Here is a 22479-nt window from a genome sequence, read left to right on the forward strand (position 1 = left end):
AGACCGCGGGCAACCCGATGGTGCTGGGGATCCAGCGCCCTTTGCGGCGATCTGGTCCGAGGGCGACGACATCCGCCACCTCGGCCCCACCGGTGCTCTTTGCACGGGACTGACAGCCGTGATGGAACAGTTCGCCAGGGAATCGGCGATGGGCTTCAAGGGCACCCTGGTGGCCCACGACTGTCGCCTCTAGGAGCTGGCCCAGGCCCTGCCGCAGCCCTGCCCTGGAGACTCAGCCCTTGCCGGTGGCGGCCAGCAGCAGCGCGGCGGTGTCGATCCCGATGGGGAGCCCGGTTGGATCCAGCAGGCCCAGCTGGACCAGAAGTCCGGCCTGGTCCCAGTAGATGTGCTCGTAGGCCACCTTGCCGTCGCGCACCCCCACGATCACCACCAGGGCCATCTCCACGCGCCGGCCGGTCGGCGCCACCCCGGGCAGCAGATGGCCGATCGGTTCGGTGTGGGTGAAGCGGATCACCAGCTCATCCACCAGCTGCTCGCCATCCACCGTGCGCGAGATCGGGATGAACTCCACATCGGGCGGAAAGAACTGGCCGATCAGCTGGTTGGCGTAGAACGCGCGCACCGCTTCAGCCCCGACGCCGCCGGTACCGGAGGCCAGGTTGATCAGGTGGGGAGTGTCCACCATCGTGGCCATGGTGGCCTCGAGATCAGCCTTGAGCTCGGCCTGCATGTGGGCCTCGAACAGGGCTGCGGGCGAGGCCGGTGCCGCAACGACGGCGGGATCGTCAGCGATGGCGCTTCACGCAGAGTCCCGACCGTAGGGGCGGAGGCTGCCCCTGTCAGCGGGCTTTGGCCGGGGCCTGGGCGGGAGCGACGCCCGTAGTCCAGGGGGCCGTGTCAGGCGCTTTCGTAAGCTCGCCTCTTGCTCCGCCCGGACCCGACGCCCTGATGGCCAAGCTCTACTACGACACCGACGCCGACCTCAGCCTGCTGAACGGCAAGACGGTCGCCATCATCGGCTACGGCTCCCAGGGCCACGCCCACGCCCTCAACCTCAAGGACAGCGGCGTCAATGTGGTGGTGGGCCTCTACGAGGGCAGCCGCTCCGCCGAGAAGGCCAAGGCCGACGGCCTCGAGGTGCTGAGTGTGGCCGATGCGGCCGCCAAGGCCGACTGGATCATGGTGCTGCTGCCCGATGAGTTCCAGAAGGCCGTCTACGACAAGGAGATTGCGCCGCACCTGAGCGCCGGCAAGGTGCTGAGCTTCGCCCACGGCTTCAACATCCGCTTCGGCCTGATCAAGCCCCCGGCCGATGTGGACGTGGTGATGATCGCCCCCAAGGGCCCCGGCCACACCGTGCGCTGGGAGTACCAGAACGGCATGGGTGTGCCCGCCCTGTTCGCCATCGAGCAGGACGCCAGCGGCAAGGCCCGTGACCTGGCCATGGCCTACGCCAAGGGCATCGGCGGCACCCGCGCCGGCATCCTCGAAACCAACTTCAAGGAAGAGACCGAAACCGACCTGTTCGGCGAGCAGGCCGTGCTCTGCGGCGGCCTGAGCGAGCTGGTGAAGGCCGGTTTCGAGACCCTGGTGGAAGCCGGCTATCAGCCCGAGCTGGCCTACTTCGAGTGCCTGCACGAGGTGAAGCTGATCGTGGATCTGATGGTGAAGGGTGGCCTCACCGCCATGCGCGATTCGATCTCCAACACCGCCGAATACGGTGACTACGTGAGCGGCCCACGCCTGATCACCGCCGACACCAAGGCGGAGATGAAGCGCATCCTCGCCGACATCCAGGACGGCACCTTCGCCCGCAACTTCGTGGCCGAGTGCGACGCCGGCAAGCCCGAGATGGCGAAGATCCGCGAGCGCGACAGCCAGCACCCGATCGAGCAGGTGGGCAAGGGCCTGCGCTCGATGTTCTCCTGGCTGAAGGCAGCCTGAGGCAGCAGCCAATCCGCTGCCATCAGGCCACACTGGGGAGGTGAAGCGCACGCTCCCCTCCCTGGCCTGGGGCAGTGCCCAGGCCGGCATGGCCCTGACCCTGGGCTCCACCGGCTGGCTGGTGAGTGGCCTCAGCCCCTCGCCCCTGGTCAACAGCCTGCTGCCGGCCCTGGGCGCCCTGCCGGCCCTGCTGCCACTCCCCTTTCAGGGTGGCACCGGCTATGGGCTCCAGCTGATCAGTGCCCTGGTGCTGCTGGGCGTCAGCCTCAAGCTCACCGGCGCCTCGGTGATCTGGCCCCTGCTGGCCATGCTGCTGTTCGGGATCGGCGGCCGGATGAGCCGGCTGCCCCTCCAGCAGCAGCTGCTGGAGGGGGATCGCGCCTCCCTACAGACCCTGCGGCTGGGCGACTCCCTTGGCCAGCTGCTGGGCAACCTGCTCACCGGGCTGCTGTTTCCGCTCGGTAAGGCCGTGCTGCAGTACGCCAACGGCCTGCTGCTGCTGCTGCCCCTGCTGCCGGTGGCCCTGGCGAAAGACCAGGGCCAGGAGGCCAGATCGTCGTCGCCCCGGGAGGTGTCTCAGCCTCGCCCTGCAGCCCGCATCCCCCTGGAGCGGCGCAGCACCCTCCAGGGGCTGCTGTTCGGCAGTCTGTTCAGCCTGCTGGCGCTCTGGGTCCGCCAGGTGGGCGCGGGGAGCTGCCTGGATTTCGGCATGGTGCTCACGGCCTATGGCCTCGGCCGCACCCTGGGAAACACGGGCTTCGGCCCGCGATTGCCCCAGGCCAGCCCCTACCTGCTGATGGGAGCCCTGCTGGCCTGCACCCAGGCCCCGGGCCTGCCGGGCTGGGGGGCCGTGCTGCTGTTTCTGCCGATGGGGGTGCTGGCGGCCCGCAGCGACGGTCAGCTGGTGGCCGGCCTGCAGTCGCTGGGGGATGAGGCGTTGCGCTGGCAGATCCTGGAGCGCTCGGGTGCCATCGGGGGCCTGGCCGGCGCCCTGGCGATCGGCGCCGTGGCCCAGGTGGTGGGGCTCACCTGGGCCCTGCCGATCCAGGTGGGCGCCTTTGCCCTGGCGGCCCTGCTGCTGCCTCGCCGCAACGGCCGGCCCGTCGACGCTTGAGCAGCCTGGGGCTGCTGCTGGTGGTGGCGGCCTGCGGCCTCGACCGGCTCGTGGGCGATCCCCGCGGCCTGCTCCACCCCGTGCAGGTGATGGGCTGGTGGATCGCCCGGCTGCGGCGGGCCGCCGAAGCCATCGCCGGCGACTCCCCCCTGGCCCTGCGCCTGGCCGGGGGGGCGATCACGCTGGCCCTGGTGGGAGGCAGCGGCCTGGCGGGCTGGGGCCTGGAGCGGCTGTGCCTGGCAGGAGGCCTGCTGCCACCGGCCCTGGGCCTGCCGTTGCTGGTGGTGGCCCTGGCCAGCGCCCTGGCGGGCCGCAGCCTGGAGCAGGCGGTGCAGCAGGTGCTGGCCGCCCTGCCGACGGCGCCGGGCGGCTCTCTCGAGCCGGCCCGCCGACAGCTGGCCTGGATCGTGGGCCGCGACACCGAGGGGCTCACCGAGGCGGACGTGCTGCGGGCCCTGGCCGAAACCGCCAGTGAAAACGCCGTCGATGGCCTGTTCGCACCCCTGTTCTGGATGCTGGTGGGCGCCCTGCTGTGGGGCTGGAGTGGCCTGGGTGCCCCAGCCGGCACCGACGGTATCGGCCCCCCCGGCTGGCCCGCCGCCTGGCCCCCCGGCCCCCTGGCCCTGGCCTGGGGCTTCAAGGCGGCCAGCACCCTCGATTCGATGCTGGGCTACCGCCGCGGCCGGCTGCGCTGGCTCGGCACCGCCGGCGCCCGCCTCGACGACCTGCTCACCTGGCTGCCCTGCCGGCTCGTGGCCCTCAGCCTGCCCCTGGCGGCCGGCCGGCTGCGCGAGACCCCGCAGCTGTTCCAGCGGGCACTGGCGGAGGGCGCTCCCGATCCCTCCCCCAATGCGGGCGTGTCCCAGGCGGTCTATGCCCTGGTGGGGGGCTGCCGCCTGGGAGGGCTGAACCACTACGGCGGCGAAGCCAGGCCCAAGCCGATCCTGGCGGCCGGCGCCCCGCCGCCGGATCGGGCCGCGGTGGAGCGGATGCTGGGCCTGAGCCGCCGCCTGGAGCTGCTGTGGCTGCTGGCAGCTGGACTGGTTGCTGGACTGGTGGCTTGGGGGCTGGGAGGTGGAGGACTGGCGGCTCGGCTGCTGGCCGTGGCGCTCCAGGCTCAGTAAGCGCCCCGGTCCCGGGGGAACAGCACCACGCCGATGGTGCGCAGCACGATGCCCAGATCCATCCAGAAGCTGCGGTTGCTGGCGTAATAGAGGTCGAGCTTCACCCGCTGCCGGTAGGGAAGGTTGTTGCGGCCGGACACCTGCCACAGGCCGGTCATGCCGGGGCGCACGGACAGCACGTGGTCCATGTTCTGGCCGTAGCGATCCAGTTCGTCCCGCACGATCGGACGGGGCCCCACCACGCTCATCTCGCCGCGCAGCACGTTGATGAACTGGGGCAGCTCATCGAGGCTGGAGCGGCGCAGGAAGGCCCCGATCGGCGTGATGCGGGGATCGCGCTTGAGCTTGAAGTCGCGCTTGAACTCGGCCTGGAGCTCCGGGGAGGCCGCCAGCACCGAGGCCAGCACGCGGTCAGCGTCGCGGCGCATGGTGCGGAACTTGATGCAGCCGAAGCTGCGGTAGCCGCGGCCGATGCGGCGCTGCACGTAGAACACCGAGCCGCGGGAACTGAACTTCACGGCCACGGCGATGGCCAGCAGCACCGGCATCCCCAGCGCCAGCACCAGCAGCGAGAACACGATGTCGCCGCTGCGCTTGAGAACCCGCCCCCGCTTGGACTGGGCGTCCAGCAGCGCCGCGGCTCCCGCGGCGGTCGGCAGCGGGGTACTCGGCAGCGGTGCGATGGCGACCAATCCGTACGGGGCGGCGTTGCGTCCATTAAAGGGGCCGCCCCGGCGGGGCCCCAGGGGCCGGAGTCACTCACCGCAGAGGCACAGACAGGGGGCGGCTGCGGCCGTGCAGCCGGCGCTGGTGCCCCTCCCAGGCCCGCTCCAGCCGCGCCGCCATCCGCTCCCGGAAGCGCGCCGGGGAAAACTGCTCGGCCCACTGGCGCTGCCCCTCGGCCGGCAGACGGCGCCAGAGGCGCTGCTGCTCAAAGTGCTCCAGCGCCGCCACCAGCGACTCCACGCTCTGCTCGGGGAACAGCAGCCCCGTGGGAGCCTCGGCCCCAGCCGCGACGCAGCGCACCGTGTCGAGCAGCCCCCCCTGACCCAGGCCGATCACGGGGGCACCGGCCGCCATCGCCTCCACCGGCGCGATGCCGAAATCCTCCAGGCCGGCGTACACGTAGGCGCGGCAGGTGGCCATCAGCGCGTCCACCTGCTCGGCGCTCACCCGCCCCAGCAGGCTCACATTGGGCCGGGCGATGGCCCGCAGCCGGCGCCGCTCGGGGCCGTCGCCCACCACCAGCAGCGGCAGGCCGGTGCGGTTGAACGCCTCCACCACCAGGTCCACGCGCTTGTAGGGCACCAGCCGGCAGAGGCAGAGGTAGAAGCCGTCGCGCTCCCGGTTCCAGGCGAAGCGCTCCACCGCCACGGGCGGATGCACCACCGCGGCCGCACGGCCCCAGTAGCGGCGGATGCGCTCGGCGGTGAAGCGGGAATTGGCCACGAGCGCATCGGGCCGCTGGCCGCTGGCCCGGTCCCACTGGCGCAGGGCATGGAGCTGCCAGCGGATCAGGGGACCCAGGGGGCCGCGGGCCAGGGCCGAGCGCCGCAGGTAGGCGTGCATCTGGTCCCAGGCGTAGCGCACGGGGGTGTGCACGTAGCTCACGTGCAGCTGCTCCGGGCCGGTGAGCACCCCCTTGGCCACCAGGTGGCTGCTGCTGAGCACCAGGGGGAAGTCCGTCAGGTCGAGCTGCTCGATCGCCAGGGGCAGCAGCGGCAGATACTGCTGCACGTGGCTCGGGCCCCAGGGCAGCTGCTGGATGAAGGAGGTGCGGATCGAGCGCCCCGCCAGCCAGCTGCCCGCCCGGGTGCTCTCCCCATCCACCAGCGCATGCAGCTGGGGCTGCTCCAGCAGGTCATCGAGCTCCCGCACCACCAGCTCGGCGCCGCCGACGGAGCGGGGCGTGAACCACTCATGAACCAGGGCAACGGGGCCGGGGAGGGATGCCATGGGCCGAACCGTAGGGGCAGGGCCGCGGCGCGGCCAGGCGGCTGGCCCCTGGGCCGCGTCCATGGGGCCGGCGGGACGCCATGGTGAGCCCTGGCGAGTCAAAGGCTGAGCCTGCGCCCCGCGAGCTTGAAGGACTGTTGCCCCTGAGGTCACGAAAACTCTCAGCTGATTGCTGTGGCGGGAGCGGCTCCCGAAGCTTGGGGCCGGTCCTGGGAACGCATGCCGATCCGCGAGCTTCTGGAAGACGCCCTGGAGGAACCGTCGATCGGGCAGACCGCGCTGTTCAGCTGGCATGCCACCCCCGTGGGCATCGCCGCCCTCTGGCGTGAGGGGAAGCCGCCCACGCCGCCCCCCTACGCGGACGCCCTCAAGGAGGGCCTGGAGGTGGGGCTGGATCTGAGCCGGGAGGAGCGGGAGTTCCACCAGGTGAGCAAGGGTCTGGTGCTGCTGTTCCACAGCTGAACGCCGGGGATGCGGGCCGGCCCTCCCGCTTCAGCCGGCGATGCGCACCCAGTGGGCAAACAGGGCTTCGGTCTGGCCGCGGGCCTGCTCGCGGGCCAGCCAGGCATTGATGTAGCGGCGCAGGGCGGGGTCGTCGCCGGCGATCGCCCACACCAGCTCGCTGGCCAGACGGTCTGCGAAGGGGGCGATCAGGCTGGTGCGCGGGTGGAGCACGGCCCAGGTGGAGCCCCCCTCGGCGGTGGTGAGCAGCCCATCGAAGCGGGCCTGGCCAGCGGGCGAGAAGAACTGCCCCTTCTCGGCCAGGGGCAGCAGCTGCAGGCTGAGCTGACCGCCGGGTCCCACCAGCTCCGCGCGGATCTGGTCGCGCAGGTCGCCGCTGAGCAGCTGGGGATCACTCACCGCCAGCAGCAGGGGCCGCCCCAGGGGCTGGTCCCGCAGGTTCTGCACCAGGGCGACCTTGGCGTCCGGCACCACCAGGGCCAGGTGCACCCGCTGGTAGCCCTGGCTGAGCTGGTGGCGGACCGCCCGCTGGGGGCTGGTCTGGATGCCCCCCACCGCCAGATCGATCCGTCCGGAGTCGAGCCAGCCCTCCAGGGTGTCCAGGCCGGCCACGCGCACCTCCAGGCGCACGCCGAGGCTGCGGGCCAGACCATCCACCAGATCGAGGTCGTAGCCCACCAGCTCGCCACGGCTGTTGCGGTAGGCCCAGGGCAGGCCATCGGATCGCACCCCCACCCGCAGCACCCCCCGCTGCAGGATCGCCGCCAGGCTCACCGGGGCAGGGCTGAGCTGGCGAAGGGGTGCCGGCTGGGGGCGACCGCCCAGGGAGCGCAGGGCCAGCAGCTTCTGGTCGTTGCGGTAGGTGCCCTCGAGCGCCTTGGCCAGATGGGCCCGGGCCGCCGTGCCGAGGCCACCCAGCAGCAGCAGTGCCGCCAGCAGCGTGCCCAGCAGCCGCAGCGGCTGGAGCCGCAGGGCCCCCACCGCCCGGGCATAGACCAGCACCGCCAGCACCACCAGCCCCTCCAGGGCCAGCACCTTCTCGAAGCGGTAGAGCCACTCGCCGTTCAGGTACACCAGCTGCAGCAGATCCAGCGGCAGCCCGCGGGCCTGCAGCTCCTGGCGCATCACCGCCTTCAGGCCCGCCACTGAAGCGGGAATCGCCGTGAGCAGCATCTGGGCGGTCTGGGCCGGCCGCAGCGGCTGGTCCACATACCAACCGGCAAAGGGAATGAACCAGAGGGCCGCCACCTGGCCAAGGGTGGGCAGGGCGAAGCCGAGGGACACGAGCGGAGCGAGTTCATCGGCGGCCTCTGGCCGGCGCTGCTCGGGATCGAGGGCCGGCAGCAGCTCCTGGCGCAGGTTGGTCACCAGCAGCGGCAGGGCGATCAGCAGGTTGGCGCTGCTGGCCGTGAGGGCCAGGGGGCCGCGCACGCCGCGCCACAGGGCGTTCGGCGTGAGGGGCGTGAGCGCCAGCACCGCCCCCGCACACAGCAGGGTGAGCAGCAGAAAGGCGAGCAGCGACAGCTGAAAGAAGCCCTGGATGCGCAGCAGCTGAGCCCAGTCGAGCTGGGCCACGTTGAGGGCCGTGAGGGCAAAGATGCCGTAGGGAATGATGCGGGCCACCAGCTTGTTGAGGCGGGCCAACAGCTGGCGGATCACCTGGAGCGGCTCCAGCAGGCGGCGCCGCTCGTCGAGGCCCTGCAGCAGCACCCCAAGCACCGCACTGAACAGCACCACGGCGGAGAAGTTGTCGGCGGCCAGGCCCGAGAAGATGTTGTCGGGCAGGTACACCTTCAGCAGATCCACCGGCGCAGGCCGCTCAAACAGCCCGGCATGGAAGAACTGGGAGGTGACCAGCGGCGGCAGGAACTGGGGCAGGGCGATCACCACAAGCCCGGCGGCCATCCACAGGCCCGCCAGCACCACTAGGCCCGAGCGGGCAAAGCTGCGCAGCATCTCCGTCTGCAGCGAGCCGAAGCCCACCACCAGCTCACAGATCAGAAAGGGCATCACCACGATCTGGGAGGCCTGCAGGAACACCTGGGCCAGGGGACGCAGCAACGGCGTCGAGGCTGGCCAGAGCAGGCCAGTGGCGAGGCCCAGCGCCAGCATCAGCAGGCATTGGTTCCCGATGGAGCGGGGCCACCAGAACCGCAGAGGCCTCATCCGGGGTCGCATCGCAGGGTTTGAGCCTGCCAGAGGCGCCGGCAGTGCCGGGCTGCGAGTCAGTCCGCAGGCTCCTCGCTCACCGGCGGCAGCCGCCGCTCCACCTGCAGAAACACGAGCCAGGCCACGCCAGCCGTGATGCCGCCGGCCCAGTCGCTGCGCAGCAACTCCACGATCGACACCGTGCTGGCGCCGATGCGCAGGCCGCGGAGCAGAAAGCGGCCCAGCTTCTCAGGATTGGCGGCCATGGGCTCGGGGCATCGCAGGCCAGCAGCATCGCCCAGACCCAGCGGCTGGGCGACCAGCCGCCATGGGGGGTTCAGGCCGATCGATCCCCAGTCACCTCGACCAGCGGGACGCCAGCCAACACCTCAACACCACCCCGAAACCTGCGGCACCGGGAGGGCTGGGCAGGCACTCCGACGCCGGGAGGAGCACAACAAAGCCCGGAGCGTGGGCCCCGGGCTTCTGTCTGCCGAGCTGTTCGGACGCCCGTTGGGCGAGACACAGCTGGGCGCTGGATTGTGCTGAATCGAGGCTGATTCGCTCTCCAATGGGTGGACAGGACCACAGCCATGATCCCTGCGGGGTGATCCCCGCAACCGGTTAATGACAGCTAATCAGTGACAGTGGATCAGTGACGTTGGATCAGTGACAGCTGATCGATGCGATCAGCGAACTCCTGGGTTGGCTTGGCGTTGGCTGGCTGTGGTGGTGAAGCAGAACGGGGTGATGGCGGAGCTGCCGGCGCTGGCACCTGGGGCCAGGTGTCAAGAGGGGCGTCCCATCGAGTCCGGGGCACCTGGGACCGGGGCAGTGCCAGGCCGTGAACGGTGCAGTGGACGGCGGCCATGCAGGGCAGAGGCCCAGGGCACGCCAGGGAAGCCAGAGATCCGTCGAGAGTGTTGGAGCAGGGGCCGGATCGTCAGCGCGCTCCTGACCGCTGGTCCGGGGGGGTGTCGTCCATCAATGGAGCCTCCGAATCCCGATGCCATCACGATCAGCCCGCCGCCCGCCATGGGGCAACGGGGATCAACACAGTCGACACCGCTCGTCATCGGCAGACACAGCTCTTGATGAACCCCGCGACACAGTTGCGGACCACCACCAAACGAGCGCCGTCGCGGCCAGGCTGGAGCTGATCTGGGACAAAGGCGTGATCGCAGCCGTCGTGATCCTGTTGGTGATGGGGGCCGTGGGCTGGGCCCTCAATCCCAGCCGCGACGACTTCGCCTGGTTTCTGCGCCTGCGGCGCCCCGCCTGGCTCACCTTTGAGGGCCTGATTCCGCTGATCTGGATCGGCATCTACGCCTGCTTCTACGCCTCAGCGCTGCTGAGCTGGGCCGCCACCAGCAGCTGGGCCCTGATGGCGGCCTATCTGGGGTTGCTGCTGCTGGTGCAGAGCTACACCTGGCTGATCTGCAAGACCCGCTGCCTGCGCAACGGCACCCGGATCGGCTTTGCCGGCTGGGTGTGGGGTGTGGCCCTGGCGGTGGTGGTGGCCCCCCAGTCCCAACCGGCCTGGCTGCTGCTGATTCCCTACCTGCTGTGGAGCCCGGTGGGCACGGCCGTCACCTGGCAGATGCAGCGGCTCAACCGCTGAGCTGGGCGAGGGATTCGCGGGGCGACCGGTGACGGGGCAGACGGTTGACCGGGCAGACCGTCTGACCCGTCTCAGGACGTCTGGAGAACGGAGAGGGTGGGATTCGAACCCACGGAAGGTTGCCCTTCAAACGATTTCGAGTCGTTCGCTTTCGACCACTCAGCCACCTCTCCAACAGCTCCCAGGGCCGATCGCAGGGCAAACCCCGCAGGCGGTGATCCTCAGGCCGGATCCGCCAGGCGGATCGCCAGCACTTTAGGGATCGGTGGGCCCCCTCAGCTCTGCTGCCATCCACCGGCGGCGCCGGCGGCGCTGATCCACAGCCGGCCGGGATCCAAGCGGGGCAGGGCCCGCCGCTCCACCTGGCGGGGATGGAAGCCAAGCCACAGCCCCTGCACGGGCTGGGGCGGCAGCCGGCGCCAGCTCCACAGGGCCTGGCGGTCGGGCAGGAGCGCCCAGGCGAGTCGGCCGCAGCGCAGCAGCAGGGCCTGGCTGTCGGCGGCGAGGGCCGTCACCGCCAGGCCGGGGCTGGCCAGCCGCTGGCCCGGCGCCAGGGGCGGACTGCCATCGCCCGGGGCCAGCACGGTGGGACTGATCGCGCGCCAGCAGCCGGGCTGCTCGGCCCCCACACCGTCGAGCAGCAGGATCCAGTCGAAGCGCTGCAGGCCGAGGCCGAGGGCCAGCTGGCGGGCGCGGCCGCAGCTGAGGCCATCGGCGCTGCGGCTCACCAGGGCACCGCGGCCGCCGTGGCGGGCCACCAGCAGGTCGCGGCGACCCTCATGCACCAACAGCAACTGGTCGCCGCCCAGCAGGGCCAGGTGCAGGGCCAGGGCCAGCGCCAGCAGCAGGGCCCCGGGGCGGCGCCAGGCCTGAACGCCGGGCTGCAGGGGCAGCAGCCAGGGCAGCAGGCCCAGCGTGAACAGCAGCACCAGCAGCGGCAACATCTTGCCCAGCTGCCACTGGGCCAGGGGCAGGCCGGCGAACCGCTGGGCCAGCCAGAGGAACAGCCGCGTCAGCGGCAGCAGCGGCAGGGCCAACAGCCCCACCAGGGGCGGCGCCAGCACGGCGGCCACGGCCATCGCCATCGCCCCGAGGGTGAGGGGCGTGAGCAGGGGCTCGATCAGCAGGTTGGCCGGAACCGCATACAAGGGCAGGGCGCCGAAGTGCAGCAGCTGCAGCGGCAGGGTCCAGAGCGAGGCCGCCAGGGGCACCGCCACGCCGACGGCGACCCAGCGCGGCAGCCGCCCCCCCAGCCGCTCCTCGAGGGGGCGGGCCGTGAGCATCAGGCCGGCGCAGGCCGCCACGCTGAGCTGAAAGCCCACATCCAGCAGCCAGGCCGGCGCCACCAGCACCATCGCCAGACAGCCCAGCAGCAGCACCCCCAGGGGCCGGCTGCGCCTCCCGCTCTCCTGCACCAGGAAGGCCATCGCCCCCATCAGCACCGCCCGCACCACCGAGGGCTGGGGGCCCGCCAGCAGCAGGAACAGCAGCATGGCGCCCAGGGCCAGGCCCCAGCGCAGCGGGCGCGGACCGTGGCGGGCCACGGCCATCACGGCCCCGAGCAGCACCGTGAGGTGGAAACCGCTGGCGGCCAGGGCATGGGAGAGGCCCGCCACCCGGAAGGCCTCTCGCACCGCCAGGGGCACCGGCACCACGGCACTGCCGAGCACCAGGGCGGCCAGCACCCCGCCGGCATCGGGCCCGCCCACGGCCAGCAGGGCGGCGGCCATGCGGCGGCGCAGGTCGGCGATGGGGGTGGCGGGGCGCTCCAGCAACCGCCAGCGCTCCACCCGCAGCAGGCTCCAGGCCCCCTGGCGGGCCAGCCGCTCGGCCGGGCCGGCCAGCAGGGGATGGGGCGCGGGCCGGGGCCGCCGCAGCTGCCCCTCCGCCTCCAGGCTCCAGCCCTGCTGCAGCCTGGGGCAGGGGTCGAACTGCAGCTCGCTGCGGGCCCCGGCCAGCTGCACCAGCGCCCGACAGCCCTCACCCGAGCCTGTGGGCTGGGGATCGGCCAGCAGCCGCCCGCGCAGCCGCACCGCCACGGCCTCCTGGCCGGGCGGGATCAGCCGCGAGGGATCCCGCGGGCCGGGCTGGGGGCGGTGCAGCTGGCCCCACAGCAGCAGCAGCACCAGGGCCAGCAGCAGGGCCAGGCGCGGCCGCAGGCCCTGCCGATCCGGTCCATCGCGCCGGCGGCCCGGCAGCAGCACGGCCACCGCCAGGGCCAGCAGACCCACGAGGCTGAGGGGCCAGGCCAGGGGCAGCACCCCCAGCGCCAGGGCCGCCAGGGCCGCCAGGGCCAGGGACACCACACGGGCGGGCATGGGGCCGGGGGCAGAGTCCTGAGGGTTCCCCTAGGGTTCGGCCGCGCTCCCTGGGAGCCGGACTCCCGCCAGCACACACCGTGGGCCAGTTCAGCCATCGCGCCGACCGCCGGGGGGCCGGGATCGAACGGCCCACGGGCCCCAGGCGAGCCCCGCGGTTCCGTGCCCTGCCGCTGCTGCTCAGCGCGGCCCTCGGCCTCAGCGCCGGCCTGGCGCCGGCCGCCCTCGCCCAGGCCCGCACGATCCGGGTGGTGGAGGGCGACACCCTCGAGCAGCTGGCCCTGACCCACGGCGTCTCCCTGGAGGCCCTGATCCGCCTCAACGGCATCAGCGATCCGGCCCTGCTGCAGATCGGTCAGATCCTGCGGCTGCCCGCTCCGGGGCCATCGGCCACACCGAACACGCCCAGCGGCGGCGGCGCAACCGCAGCGGGAGGCCTGGCCCCACCACCACCCGATGGCAGCGGCGCGGCGGCGGCGGCAGCCCTGCTGCTGAGCCCCGCCGAGCGGCGCGACCTGGCGGAGCTGGAGCTGCGGGACCAGTCGGGCCAGGCCCGCTGGAAGTGGTTCAACGCCACCGCCGTGGACTGGGCCGGCTGGCGCCTGCACCCCGGCGGCGTGCGCATCACCCTGGTGAAGCCCTCCGCCACGGACCTTGGGCTGCGGGGGGCCGCCGCCTCGGCGGTGGGGGTGCAGTGCGAGACCCTGCGCCAGAACTGGCGCATCGGCGGCATCTGGCAGGGCTGGGAGGTGCCGGCCCCGGGCACGGTGGGCCAGCGGATCGTGCTGGACCTCTGCAGCAACACCCTCGACGGCCCGGCCCTGCCGGTGGCGCCGGTTCCCTAGCGGCTCAGGCCGCCAGCGGGGCCGCCAGGGCGGCCCGCTGGGCCTCGCTCAGCAGGGGGAAGCCCAGGGCCTCGCGCTCCGCCAGCCAGGCCTCGGCCACCTGACGGGCCAGGTGGCGGATGCGGCCGATGGTGGCGGTGCGCTCGGTCACGGAGATCACGCCGCGGGCCTCCAGCAGGTTGAAGGTGTGGCTGCACTTGAGCACGAAATCCAGGGCGGGGGCGGGCAGCTTCGCCGCCACCAGATCAGCCGCCTCGGCCTCATAGATGGCGAACAGCTGCTTCAGCCGCTCCGGGTTGGAGGCCTCGAAGTTGTAGGTGCACTGGCCCTTCTCAAAGGGCAGCCAGATGTCGCCGTAGGAGCGGTTGCCGTCCCAGCTGAGATCCCAGATGCTCTCCACGTCCTGGAGATACATGGCCAGCCGCTCGAGGCCATAGGTGATCTCGATCGACACGGGCCGGCAGTCGATGCCGCCGCACTGCTGGAAGTAGGTGAACTGGGTCACCTCCATGCCGTCGAGCCACACCTCCCAGCCCACGCCCCAGGCGCCGAGGGTCGGCGATTCCCAGTTGTCCTCCACGAAGCGGATGTCGTGGTCGGCGGCGCGGATGCCGAGGGCCTCCAGGGAGGCCAGGTAGGTCTCCTGGATCCCGTCCGGACTGGGCTTGATCAGCACCTGGTACTGGAAGTAGTGCTGGGCCCGGTTGGGGTTGTCGCCGTAGCGGCCATCGGTGGGCCGGCGGCAGGGCTCCGGATAGGCCACCGCCCAGGGCTCGGGGCCGATCGCCCGCAGCACCGTGTGGGGGCTCATGGTGCCGGCGCCCTTCTCGGTGTCGTAGGGCTGCAGGATCAGGCAGCCGCGCTCCGCCCAGAAGCGGTTGAGGGTCTGGATGATGTCCTGGAAATGCATCGGCTCGATCCGGCGGCGACCCGGGCATCGCGGCCGTTGCCCCGCGGCGCGGGGATCCGGTCGCCACGGGCGATCCCCCGATGATCCCAGACCAGCCGGCTGATCCCGGCCCGGAACCCGCTCAGGAGGCGTTGAGCAGACGGCCGAGCGACTGGGTGATCGACTCGACGGGCACGGCGAGGGTCTCGAACTGCTCGGCGGGCACGGCCTTGCTCCACAGCCAGCCCTGGCCCTGGTTCACGCCGATGCGGCGCAGGTAGGCGAGTTCGGATTCGGTCTCGACCCCCTCGGCGCACACGTCCACGCCGATGGCATGGCAGCCGGCCACCAGCCACTGCAGGAAGCGCTGGCGGTAGCTGTCGGAGTCGATGCCGGAGATCACGGAGCGATCCACCTTCACCTTCTGGAAGGTGAGGTTGAGCATGTGGGACAGGGGCGCATCGCCGGTGCCGAAGTCGTCAACGGCGATGCTGTGCAGCAGGGCCAGCTCATTGAGGAACTGGGATTCACTGGGGCCAGCGATCCCTTTCTCGGTCACCTCCACCACCAGGCGCTTACCCACCTTGCGGCGCAGGGTGTCCAGGTCCGCGACGGCGCGGGAGATGGGGCGGAAGAACATCTTGCCCGAGCCGATGTAGCGGCTGGAGAGATTCACCGACAGCCACACATTCGACTGGAGCCGATCCAGCAGCTTCAGGGCAAAGACGAAGGAATCCTGGGTGAGGGCGATGTTGAAGGAGGGATCCTCCTCCAGGGCTTCGAGGTCCTCGGGGCTCGGGGCATTGTCGCCGGGGCGCCAGAGCACCTCGCCGCCACAGACGCGGCCCGTGGCCAGATCGACGATGGGCTGGATATGGAAGTTTTCCAAGGCCTCGGGCAACCACCTGGGGGCAGTGCCGGTGCAGAGAGACGCTGAATGTAGCGACGGCGCACGGTCCTCGCCAGATCGTCACGCCAGGGGCTCATCCCAGCTGAGCCGGGCCGCCTTTCAGGCCACCAGCTGCAGCAGCCCCATCTGGCCGCCGGCCAGCCGCCGGTGGCGCGCCGAGGCGAAGCCGGCGGCGCGGGCCAGCGCCTCCTGCTCGGGCCCGGTGGGGAAGCGCCGCAGGCTCTCCTCCAGGTAGGCGTAGTGGGGTTCCAGGCCAGCGCGGCGCGCCAGGGGCACCACCAGCCGGCGCAGGTAGAGGCGCTGGAAGCCGGCGGCCACGGCGCCGGCGGGGCTGGCCGGATCGGGGCGGTTGAAATCGAGCACGGCGGCCCGGCCACCGGGCTTCAGCAGCCGGCGCAGCTCCGCCAGGCCGGCGGCGGGATCGGGCAGGTTGCGCAGGCCGTAGGCCATCACGGCGCCATCGGCCCAACCCTCGGCCAGGCCCGTGGCCTGGGCATCGCCCTGGCGCCACTCCACGGGCAGCCAGGGCTGGGCGGCGGCGCGGCGGCGGGCCCGCTCCAGGGGTGCCGCGGCGGCATCGAGGCCCAGCACCAGGCCCCCGGGGCGGACCTTGCCGGCCAGCACCAGGGCCAGGTCGCCGGTGCCGCAGCAGAGGTCCAGCAGGCGCTGGCCGGGCCGCGGCTGCAGCCAGGCCACGGCCTGACGCTTCCAGAGCCGGTGCAGCCCCAGGCTGAGGGTGTCGTTGAGGCGGTCGTAGGCGGGAGCGATCTCTTCGAACAGGTCGCGCACCGCCTGGGGGTCACCGGGCCGCATCGAGGCCGTTATCCCAGGGCAGGGAAATTGAATCAAGGCTCACGCCCGCGCTGTCGGCCCGATAGCCGGCGGGAGCGCCGCCCGGGGCGTAGCCCTGGGCCGCCAGCCGATCCGGGCCGGTGACGCTCAGCACCATCACGGTGGCCAGGCCCACGGCGGCGGAGCACACCATGCAGCCCGCCAGCATCAGCCCAAACTCGCCGCGGTCATTGGCGGCCTGCATCAGCTGCAGGGCCCAGGCCACCAGCGCCACCACGGCCGACACCATCACCAGAGCCAGGGCGGGGGAGGGGGCGTGCAGAAAGGTCGTCACAGCGGCGCCGACCGGGCTCGTGGTCTTCTCAATGTAACGAGCCGTAACGGTGCGCCGCGCCGGCATGCCGGTGGCGCGCCAAAGGGATGGCCCTCAGGCGAGGGCCTCCAACGGCCGCACGGTCAGGCCCCGCCCCAGCAGATCCACCTTGATCTGCTCCACCGTCAGCACCCCGTCGTGCAGCAGCGAGGCCAGCAGGGCCGCCGCGGCCTTGCCGCCCTGGAGCCCATCGTCGAGGGCCTGGGCGATGTGGTCGATGCAACCGGCGCCGCCGGAGGCGATCACCGGCACGTCCACGGCCTCGGCCACGGCCCGGGTGAGGGCCAGGTCGTAGCCGGCCTGGGTGCCGTCGCCATCCATGGAGGTGAGCAGGATCTCGCCGGCCCCGAGGCCCACCACCTGCCGGGCCCAGGCCACCGCATCCAGGCCGGTGTTCTCGCGGCCGCCCTTCACGAACACATCCCAGCCCCCGTCCGTTCGGGCCCGGGCGTCGATGGCCACCACGATGCACTGGCAGCCGAAGCGCTCGGCGCCGCGGGCCACCAGCTGCGGATCGCGAACGGCCGAGGAGTTGAGGCTCACCTTGTCGGCGCCGGCCCGCAGCAGCTCGGTGATCCCCTCCACGCTGCTGATGCCGCCGCCCACGGTGAAGGGGATCGTCACGGCCTCGGCGGTGCGCTGCACCAGGTCCACCAGGGTGGCGCGGCCCTGGTGGCTGGCGGCGATGTCGAGGAACACCAGTTCATCGGCGCCGGAGGCGCTGTAGCGGCAGGCCAGCTCCACCGGGTCGCCGGCATCGCGCAGGCCCACGAAGTTCACGCCCTTCACCACCCGCCCGTCGGCCACGTCGAGGCAGGGGATGATCCGTTTGGCGACCATGGCGGGGCAGAAGACAAGAGGGGCAGGGGAGCAAGCGGGCTCCGGGAACCGCGCCGGAAGACCAGCGGCCAGCGGGTTAACCTGGCCCCACTTTTCCAGTAGCGCCGTCCATGTCCCAGGCTGCCATCACCATCGGCTCGAAGGTGCGGGTCACCCGGGTGCGCGACCGCATCCCCGCCGACCTGGTGGCGGCGCTGCAGGCGGATGCCACCGGCACCGTCACCGACTTCAAGGTGACCGACGGCAAGGGCATCGGCGTGGTGGTGCAGCTGGCCAACGGCGGCAGCACCTGGTTCTTCGACGACGAGATCACCGCCGCGTGAGCGACTCCCCCAACCCCACCGCCGCCACGGGCGCCGGCGCCCGCCAGCTGCTGGGCATGAAGGGTGCCGCCGGCACCAGCAACATCTGGAAGATCCGGCTGCAGCTGATGAAGCCGGTCACCTGGATCCCGCTGATCTGGGGCGTGCTGTGCGGCGCCGCCGCTTCGGGCAACTTCCACTGGACCTGGGGTGAGGTGGGGGCGTCCTTCGCCTGCATGTTGATGAGCGGGCCGCTGCTGGCCGGCTACACCCAGACCATCAACGACTACTACGACCGCGAGATCGACGCGATCAACGAGCCCTACCGGCCGATCCCCTCCGGGGCGATCCCGCTGGGCCAGGTGAAAGCGCAGATCTGGATCCTGCTGCTGGCGGGCCTGGCCGTGGCCTACGGGCTCGACCTCTGGGCTGGCCACCAGACGCCGGTGCTGCTGCTGCTGGCCCTGGGCGGTTCGTTTGTGAGCTACATCTATTCGGCGCCCCCGCTGAAGCTCAAGCAGAACGGCTGGCTCGGCAACTACGCCCTGGGCGCCAGCTACATCGCCCTGCCCTGGTGGGCCGGCCAGGCCCTGTTCGGCCAGCTCACCTGGACCACGGCCCTGCTCACCCTGGCCTACTCGCTGGCCGGCCTGGGCATCGCCGTGGTGAACGACTTCAAGAGCGTGGAGGGCGATCGGGCCCTCGGCCTGCAGAGCCTGCCGGTGGTGTTCGGGATTGAGAAGGCCAGCTGGATCAGCGCCGCGATGATCGACGGCTTCCAGCTGGCGATGGTTGCCGTGCTGATCGCGATCGGCCAGCATTTCGCCGCCGTGCTGCTGGTGCTGCTGATCGTTCCCCAGATCACCTTCCAGGACATCTGGCTGCTGCGCGACCCCGTGGCCTTTGACGTGAAGTACCAGGCCAGTGCCCAGCCGTTCCTGGTGCTCGGGATGCTGGTGACCGCCCTGGCCATCGGCCACAGCGCCCTGGTGCTGCCCTCCGCCTCCCTGCCCCTGACCCTGTGACCCGGCGCCGCCGCCAGCTGATCCTCACCGGCCTGGCCGCGGCGGGAGTGGGAGCGGGGGTGGCCCTGGGGCAGGCGGCCCTGGTGTCCGGCATCGACGGCCTGCTGCCGGAGGTGCGCCGCATCAACACCTTCAACCGTCCCGGCACCGTGACCGTGCTCTCGGCCGACGGGCAGGTGATCCAGAAGCTGGGTCCAGCCACCCGCGAGAAGGTGAGCAGCGGCCAGATGCCCCAGCTGCTGCAGCGGGCCTTCATCGCCGCCGAGGATCGCCGTTTCTACCAGCACGACGGCGTGGATCCCGTGGGGATCGCCCGGGCCATGGTTCGCAACCTCACCCGCGGCTCCGTGGAGGAGGGCGCCAGCACGATCACCCAGCAGCTGGCCCGCACGGTGTTCCTCAGCCAGGACCGCACCCTGATCCGCAAGCTGAAGGAGGCGGCGCTGGCGGGCAAGCTCGAGCGCCAGCTGAGCAAGCAGCAGATCCTGGAGCAATACCTGAATGTGGTGTATCTGGGCTCCAGCGCCTACGGGGTGGCGGATGCGGCCTGGATCTATTTCTCCAAGACGCCATCCCAGCTGACCCTGCCGGAGGCGGCCCTGATCGCCGGACTGCCGCCGGCCCCCTCGGTGTATTCACCGCTGGTGAATCCGGATCTGGCCCTGCAGCGCCGCGCCACAGTCCTGCGGCGCATGCGCGAGGCCGGCTTCATCGGCGACGCCCAGCTGGCCACGGCCAACGCCGAGCCGCTGCGGCTGCGGCCCGCCGAGCCGAAGTACTGGACCAGCCGCGCCCCCTACTTCACCAGCTGGGTGGCCCAGGAGCTGCCGCGGGTGCTCAGCCCTGAGCAGCTGGAGGTGGGCGGCCTCACGATCCGCACCAGCCTGAATCTGGCGTGGCAGGAGCAGGCCCAGAAGACGATCAACGCCCACACCCCCGGCGCCATGGAGGGGGCGCTGGTGTCGATCGAGCCGGGTACGGGCCTGGTGCGGGCCATGGTGGGCGGCAAGGACTACAGCAAGAGCCAGTTCAACCGCGCCGCCCAGGCCCTGCGTTCACCGGGCTCCACCTTCAAGCTGTTCGTGTACCTCACGGCCCTCAAGGAGGGGATGAAACCGGAGGACACGGTGCTGGATGCGGCCCGCTGCTTTGCCGGCTACTGCCCCAAGAACTTCAGCAACCGCTACATGGGCAACGTGCCGATGTGGGTGGCGCTGCAGAACTCCCTCAACACGGTGGCGGTGGGGCTGCTGCAGAAGCTGGGCTTCGATCCGGTGATCGCCACCGCCAAGAGCCTGGGGATCACGCGGGAACTGGGCCGCTTCTACCCGATGGCGATCGGCGCCTACGAGCAGACGGTGCTCGACATGACGGCCGCCTACGCCGCCATCACCAACCGGGGCGTGTACGTGAGCCCCACGCCGTTCGAGGAGATCCAGGGGCCCAACGGCGAACTGCTGTGGAGCCGCCGCGTCGATGGCGATCGGGGCAAGCGGGCCGTGGACAGCGACATCGCCGATGCGATGCAGTGGATGCTCGAGAAGGTGGTGAGCGGCGGCACCGGCACCGGCGCCTCCCTGGGCGGCCGTCCCGTGTCCGGCAAGACGGGCACCTCCGAAAACGGCCGCGACCTGTGGTTCATCGGCTCGATCCCCCAGCTCACCACCGGCCTGTGGCTGGGCTACGACAACAACCGCAGCACCGGCAGCACCAGCGTGCTGGCCACCTACGCCTGGCGCGACTACATGGCCCCGATCGTGAAGGACCTGCCGGTGCGGCCCTTCCCACCCAAGCCCGTGCTCACGGGCAAGTTCAAGCCGCGGGAGCAGGGGCCTGCACCGCGGCTCTGGGGCAAACCAGCGGAGCCTGAGGCCCGCGGGCCCGAGCGGCGCTGGGAACCGGCGGCCGAGCAGTCGGGCCGGCCCAGCGAGGCGGTGCCGGATCCGGTGGTTCTGCCTGAGCCGGCCCCGGCGAAACCCGAATCCACGCCCACTCCGGCGGCGCCAGCCCCCGCTCCGGCCCCCGCCGCCCCGCCGCCCGTGGCACCGCCACCCCCCGTGGCCCCCGCCGCTCCGCCGGTGGCACCGCCGCCCCTGCCCTGAGGCCAGGGCCACGGCCCGCCAGCCCTAGCCAGGCGCCTGCAGCGCCACCGCAAAGAAGCCATCACCGGCCCCCGGCTGCGGCCAGAGCTGCCAGCGCTCCAACAGCTGCCAGCCGGGGTGATCGGCCAGAAAGCCCTCGATCAGCTCGCCGTTCTCGCGCGGATGCACGGTGCAGGTGGCGTACACCAGCCGGCCGCCTGGCTTGAGCAGGGGGATCAACCCCTCCAGCAGCTGACGCTGCAGCACCACCAGCTCCTCGATGGCGGCGGGCTCCAGGCGCCAGCGGGCATCGGCATGGCGGGCCAGGGTGCCGAGGCCGGAGCAGGGCGCATCCACCAGGATCCGATCGAACGACACCGGCCCGGCGCCGCTCTGCTCCGCCGCTTCGGCGGCGAGGGTGTCGGCCAGGTGCGCCGCATCCCCCACCCGTGGCTCGATGCAGCTGAGGCCGAGGCGCTGCTGGTTGCGGCGCAGCCGCTGCAGGCGCGCCTCGCCGCGATCGAGGGCCAGCACCAGGCCCCGATCGCCCATCAGCTCGGCCAAGTGGGTGCTCTTGCCGCCAGGAGCGGCGCAGGCATCGAGGATCCGCTCACCGGGCTGGGAATCAAGCAGCGGGGCGATGCGCTGGGCGGCGCGGTCCTGAACGCACCAGTGGCCCTCGGCGTAGCCGGGCAGCTGGCGCAGATCGCCGCTGCGGCCGGTGAGGGTGAGGCCGGCGGGCAGATCCGCCAGCGGTTCGGCCTTCACCCCGGCCGCCGCGAAGGCCGCCAGCACCGCCTCGCGGCTGCTGCGCAGCGGATTCACGCGCAGATCCAGGGGCGGCGGCGTGTTGGCGGCCACCCCGAAGGCCTCGGCCTGCTCCGGCGGCAGCCAACGCAGCAGCTCAGCCGCCAGCCACTCCGGCAGCGACCGGCGGATCGCCAGGGCGGCGGCGGGATCGGCCGGCAGCACGAGGGCCTGGCCGGCCTGCCGCTGGCGCAGGCAGGCCCGCAGCAGGCCGTTCACCACCGGCGCCAGCTTGGCCAGCCCGCCGCGCTTGGCCAGCTCCACCGTGGTGCTCACCGCCGCCGAGGCCGGCACCCGCTCGGTGGCCAGCAGCTGGTAGAGGCCCAGGTGCAGCAGCCAGCGCAGCTTGGGCGGCTGGCGGGCGGCGGGCACCTTGCCGAGCCGATCCAGCCAGGCATCCAGCAGGCGCCGCTGGCGGATGGCGCCATAGGCCAGCTCGGTGGCCAGGCCCCGATCCGCCGGCGTCAGGGCCGCCTTCTGCAGCTCCCGCTCCAGGGCCCCATCGGCGTAGGCACCGGCCGCCACCGCCTGCAGCACCTGCCAGGCCACCCGCCGCGGCGCCAGGCCGATGGCGGTGGAGTCCGCGGTGGCGGCGTTCGCCGGCGGGGAAGCGGGCTGGGGGGCGGAGGCGGCGGCTGAGGACGAAGACAAACGGGAGCGGCTGGGATGCTCCACAACTAGCCGCCCGGGGGCGGGAGGGGGCCAACACCCTCCAGCTCCGCCATGATGCCAAGAGTTGATGACGCCCGATGCGAACCATCATCGACCTCCCGGAAGCCGACCGTGAGCGGTTGGATGCGCTCTGCCGCGCCCGAGGACTGTCTCGAGCCGAAGCGCTGCGTCAGGCCCTGAGAACGTGGCTCAGCGCCCAGACCCCGGACCACCAGCAGGCCTTCGGCCTCTGGCGGCAGCGCCCCGAGCGCAGCCTGGAGCTGGAGCGATCCCTGCGGGAGGAGTGGGGGTAGCG

General features: G+C 71.9%; 22 protein-coding genes and 1 tRNA gene. 10 read left to right on the forward strand and 13 right to left on the reverse strand.

The window, feature by feature from the left end; all coding sequences use genetic code 11:
* Nucleotides 1–232: 232 nt before the first annotated feature.
* Nucleotides 233–691 (reverse strand): ester cyclase, encoded by a 459-nt coding sequence (locus tag ACLV7J_RS03670; RefSeq protein ID WP_411867760.1) that lies wholly within the window; start codon nt 689–691, stop codon nt 233–235.
* A 218-nt stretch (nt 692–909) separates the two neighbouring features.
* Here ACLV7J_RS03670 and ilvC point away from each other — a divergent pair, with 218 nt between their 5' ends.
* From ilvC to cbiB, 3 genes are read left to right on the forward strand one after another with little or no spacing between them, the layout of a single operon-like run.
* Nucleotides 910–1905 (forward strand): ketol-acid reductoisomerase, encoded by a 996-nt coding sequence (gene ilvC / locus ACLV7J_RS03675; protein ID WP_411867761.1) that lies wholly within the window; start codon nt 910–912, stop codon nt 1903–1905.
* Nucleotides 1906–1945: 40 nt separating this feature from the next.
* A complete protein-coding gene (locus ACLV7J_RS03680) occupies nt 1946–3019 on the forward strand; it encodes a hypothetical protein (RefSeq protein ID WP_411867762.1) in 1074 nt (357 codons plus the stop codon).
* Nucleotides 3016–4143, forward strand: a complete 1128-nt coding sequence (cbiB, locus tag ACLV7J_RS03685) for an adenosylcobinamide-phosphate synthase CbiB (protein ID WP_411867763.1) — start codon at nt 3016–3018, stop codon at nt 4141–4143. Before ACLV7J_RS03680 ends, cbiB begins: the two co-directional genes overlap by 4 nt.
* Here the strand turns inward: cbiB and ACLV7J_RS03690 are convergent.
* Nucleotides 4137–4835 carry a sugar transferase gene (locus ACLV7J_RS03690; protein WP_411867764.1) on the reverse strand — a complete coding sequence of 233 codons (699 nt, stop codon included), beginning with the start codon at nt 4833–4835 and terminating at the stop codon, nt 4137–4139. The genes cbiB and ACLV7J_RS03690 overlap by 7 nt on opposite strands.
* Before the next feature lie 67 nt (nt 4836–4902).
* The gene (locus tag ACLV7J_RS03695; protein WP_411867765.1) at nt 4903–6099 is read right to left on the reverse strand and encodes a glycosyltransferase; all 1197 of its coding nucleotides are present in this window, start codon (nt 6097–6099) and stop codon (nt 4903–4905) included.
* A 219-nt stretch (nt 6100–6318) separates the two neighbouring features.
* On the opposite strand from ACLV7J_RS03695, the gene ACLV7J_RS03700 reads away from it, so the two are divergent.
* Entirely contained in the window at nt 6319–6561 is a 243-nt protein-coding gene (locus tag ACLV7J_RS03700; protein ID WP_094588249.1) for a hypothetical protein, read from the forward strand.
* Between the two features lie 30 nt (nt 6562–6591).
* Here the strand turns inward: ACLV7J_RS03700 and ACLV7J_RS03705 are convergent, their stop codons facing one another.
* Both ACLV7J_RS03705 and ACLV7J_RS03710 read right to left on the reverse strand, forming a co-directional pair.
* Nucleotides 6592–8739 carry a cation:dicarboxylate symporter family transporter gene (locus tag ACLV7J_RS03705; RefSeq protein ID WP_411867766.1) on the reverse strand — a complete coding sequence of 716 codons (2148 nt, stop codon included), beginning with the start codon at nt 8737–8739 and terminating at the stop codon, nt 6592–6594.
* A 47-nt stretch (nt 8740–8786) separates the two neighbouring features.
* Complete coding sequence (locus ACLV7J_RS03710; protein ID WP_411867767.1) at nt 8787–8975, reverse strand: hypothetical protein; 189 nt, start codon at nt 8973–8975, stop codon at nt 8787–8789.
* 908 nt (nt 8976–9883) lie between these two features.
* Here ACLV7J_RS03710 and ACLV7J_RS03715 point away from each other — a divergent pair.
* Nucleotides 9884–10330, forward strand: coding sequence for a TspO/MBR family protein (locus ACLV7J_RS03715; protein WP_411867768.1), 447 nt, complete (start codon nt 9884–9886; stop codon nt 10328–10330).
* An 88-nt stretch (nt 10331–10418) separates the two neighbouring features.
* Here ACLV7J_RS03715 and ACLV7J_RS03720 read toward each other — a convergent pair.
* Together ACLV7J_RS03720 and ACLV7J_RS03725 are read right to left on the reverse strand one after the other, a co-directional pair.
* Nucleotides 10419–10503: transfer RNA gene (locus ACLV7J_RS03720), tRNA-Ser, on the reverse strand.
* A gap of 102 nt (nt 10504–10605) precedes the next feature.
* Nucleotides 10606–12648: a ComEC/Rec2 family competence protein gene (locus ACLV7J_RS03725; protein ID WP_411867769.1), complete on the reverse strand. Its 2043-nt coding sequence runs from the start codon at nt 12646–12648 to the stop codon at nt 10606–10608.
* A gap of 80 nt (nt 12649–12728) precedes the next feature.
* Here ACLV7J_RS03725 and ACLV7J_RS03730 point away from each other — a divergent pair, with 80 nt between their 5' ends.
* Nucleotides 12729–13493 carry a LysM peptidoglycan-binding domain-containing protein gene (locus ACLV7J_RS03730; RefSeq protein WP_411867770.1) on the forward strand — a complete coding sequence of 255 codons (765 nt, stop codon included), beginning with the start codon at nt 12729–12731 and terminating at the stop codon, nt 13491–13493.
* A gap of 4 nt (nt 13494–13497) precedes the next feature.
* Here ACLV7J_RS03730 and glyQ read toward each other — a convergent pair whose 3' ends face one another.
* From glyQ to hisF, 5 genes are all read right to left on the reverse strand, one after another.
* Nucleotides 13498–14403 (reverse strand): glycine--tRNA ligase subunit alpha, encoded by a 906-nt coding sequence (gene glyQ / locus ACLV7J_RS03735; RefSeq protein ID WP_411867771.1) that lies wholly within the window; start codon nt 14401–14403, stop codon nt 13498–13500.
* A 121-nt stretch (nt 14404–14524) separates the two neighbouring features.
* Nucleotides 14525–15271 carry an EAL domain-containing protein gene (locus tag ACLV7J_RS03740; RefSeq protein ID WP_411867772.1) on the reverse strand — a complete coding sequence of 249 codons (747 nt, stop codon included), beginning with the start codon at nt 15269–15271 and terminating at the stop codon, nt 14525–14527.
* Between the two features lie 120 nt (nt 15272–15391).
* A complete protein-coding gene (gene ubiE / locus ACLV7J_RS03745; protein WP_411867773.1) occupies nt 15392–16105 on the reverse strand; it encodes a bifunctional demethylmenaquinone methyltransferase/2-methoxy-6-polyprenyl-1,4-benzoquinol methylase UbiE in 714 nt (237 codons plus the stop codon).
* Nucleotides 16092–16418, reverse strand: coding sequence for a hypothetical protein (locus tag ACLV7J_RS03750; protein WP_411867774.1), 327 nt, complete (start codon nt 16416–16418; stop codon nt 16092–16094). Before ACLV7J_RS03750 ends, ubiE begins: the two co-directional genes overlap by 14 nt.
* A 93-nt stretch (nt 16419–16511) precedes the next feature.
* Entirely contained in the window at nt 16512–17297 is a 786-nt protein-coding gene (hisF, locus tag ACLV7J_RS03755; protein WP_411867775.1) for an imidazole glycerol phosphate synthase subunit HisF, read from the reverse strand.
* 110 nt (nt 17298–17407) lie between these two features.
* Between hisF and ACLV7J_RS03760 the strand changes: the two genes are divergently transcribed.
* From ACLV7J_RS03760 to ACLV7J_RS03770, 3 genes are read left to right on the forward strand one after another with little or no spacing between them, the layout of a single operon-like run.
* Nucleotides 17408–17620, forward strand: coding sequence for a DUF2862 domain-containing protein (locus ACLV7J_RS03760; RefSeq protein WP_255128353.1), 213 nt, complete (start codon nt 17408–17410; stop codon nt 17618–17620).
* Between the two features lie 56 nt (nt 17621–17676).
* On the forward strand, nt 17677–18624 hold the full coding sequence (gene chlG / locus ACLV7J_RS03765; protein WP_411867903.1) for a chlorophyll synthase ChlG: 948 nt from the start codon (nt 17677–17679) through the stop codon (nt 18622–18624).
* Nucleotides 18621–20726 (forward strand): PBP1A family penicillin-binding protein, encoded by a 2106-nt coding sequence (locus ACLV7J_RS03770; RefSeq protein WP_411867776.1) that lies wholly within the window; start codon nt 18621–18623, stop codon nt 20724–20726. Before chlG ends, ACLV7J_RS03770 begins: the two co-directional genes overlap by 4 nt.
* Nucleotides 20727–20750: 24 nt before the next feature.
* Here the strand turns inward: ACLV7J_RS03770 and ACLV7J_RS03775 are convergent, their stop codons facing one another.
* A complete protein-coding gene (locus tag ACLV7J_RS03775) occupies nt 20751–22163 on the reverse strand; it encodes a 16S rRNA (cytosine(967)-C(5))-methyltransferase (protein WP_411867777.1) in 1413 nt (470 codons plus the stop codon).
* Nucleotides 22164–22261: 98 nt separating this feature from the next.
* Between ACLV7J_RS03775 and ACLV7J_RS03780 the strand changes: the two genes are divergently transcribed.
* A complete protein-coding gene (locus ACLV7J_RS03780; protein WP_411867778.1) occupies nt 22262–22477 on the forward strand; it encodes a ribbon-helix-helix domain-containing protein in 216 nt (71 codons plus the stop codon).
* The last annotated feature ends 2 nt before the right edge of the window (nt 22478–22479 follow it).

The sequence above is a fragment of the Vulcanococcus limneticus LL genome, assembly GCF_943369875.1.
GTDB lineage: Bacteria > Cyanobacteriota > Cyanobacteriia > PCC-6307 > Cyanobiaceae > Vulcanococcus > Vulcanococcus limneticus_A.

Coding starts and splice junctions, on each gene's coding strand:
- ACLV7J_RS03780 (WP_411867778.1), top strand. CDS start 22,262: ATGCGAACCATCATCGACCTCCCGGAAGCCGACCGTGAGCGGTTGGAT.
- ACLV7J_RS03670 (WP_411867760.1), bottom strand. CDS start 691: ATGCAGGCCGAGCTCAAGGCTGATCTCGAGGCCACCATGGCCACGATG.
- hisF (WP_411867775.1), bottom strand. CDS start 17,297: ATGGTCGCCAAACGGATCATCCCCTGCCTCGACGTGGCCGACGGGCGG.
- ACLV7J_RS03705 (WP_411867766.1), bottom strand. CDS start 8,739: ATGCGACCCCGGATGAGGCCTCTGCGGTTCTGGTGGCCCCGCTCCATC.
- ACLV7J_RS03725 (WP_411867769.1), bottom strand. CDS start 12,648: ATGCCCGCCCGTGTGGTGTCCCTGGCCCTGGCGGCCCTGGCGGCCCTG.
- chlG (WP_411867903.1), top strand. CDS start 17,677: ATGAAGGGTGCCGCCGGCACCAGCAACATCTGGAAGATCCGGCTGCAG.
- ACLV7J_RS03700 (WP_094588249.1), top strand. CDS start 6,319: ATGCCGATCCGCGAGCTTCTGGAAGACGCCCTGGAGGAACCGTCGATC.
- ACLV7J_RS03760 (WP_255128353.1), top strand. CDS start 17,408: ATGTCCCAGGCTGCCATCACCATCGGCTCGAAGGTGCGGGTCACCCGG.
- glyQ (WP_411867771.1), bottom strand. CDS start 14,403: ATGCATTTCCAGGACATCATCCAGACCCTCAACCGCTTCTGGGCGGAG.
- ilvC (WP_411867761.1), top strand. CDS start 910: ATGGCCAAGCTCTACTACGACACCGACGCCGACCTCAGCCTGCTGAAC.
- ubiE (WP_411867773.1), bottom strand. CDS start 16,105: ATGCGGCCCGGTGACCCCCAGGCGGTGCGCGACCTGTTCGAAGAGATC.
- ACLV7J_RS03695 (WP_411867765.1), bottom strand. CDS start 6,099: ATGGCATCCCTCCCCGGCCCCGTTGCCCTGGTTCATGAGTGGTTCACG.
- ACLV7J_RS03710 (WP_411867767.1), bottom strand. CDS start 8,975: ATGGCCGCCAATCCTGAGAAGCTGGGCCGCTTTCTGCTCCGCGGCCTG.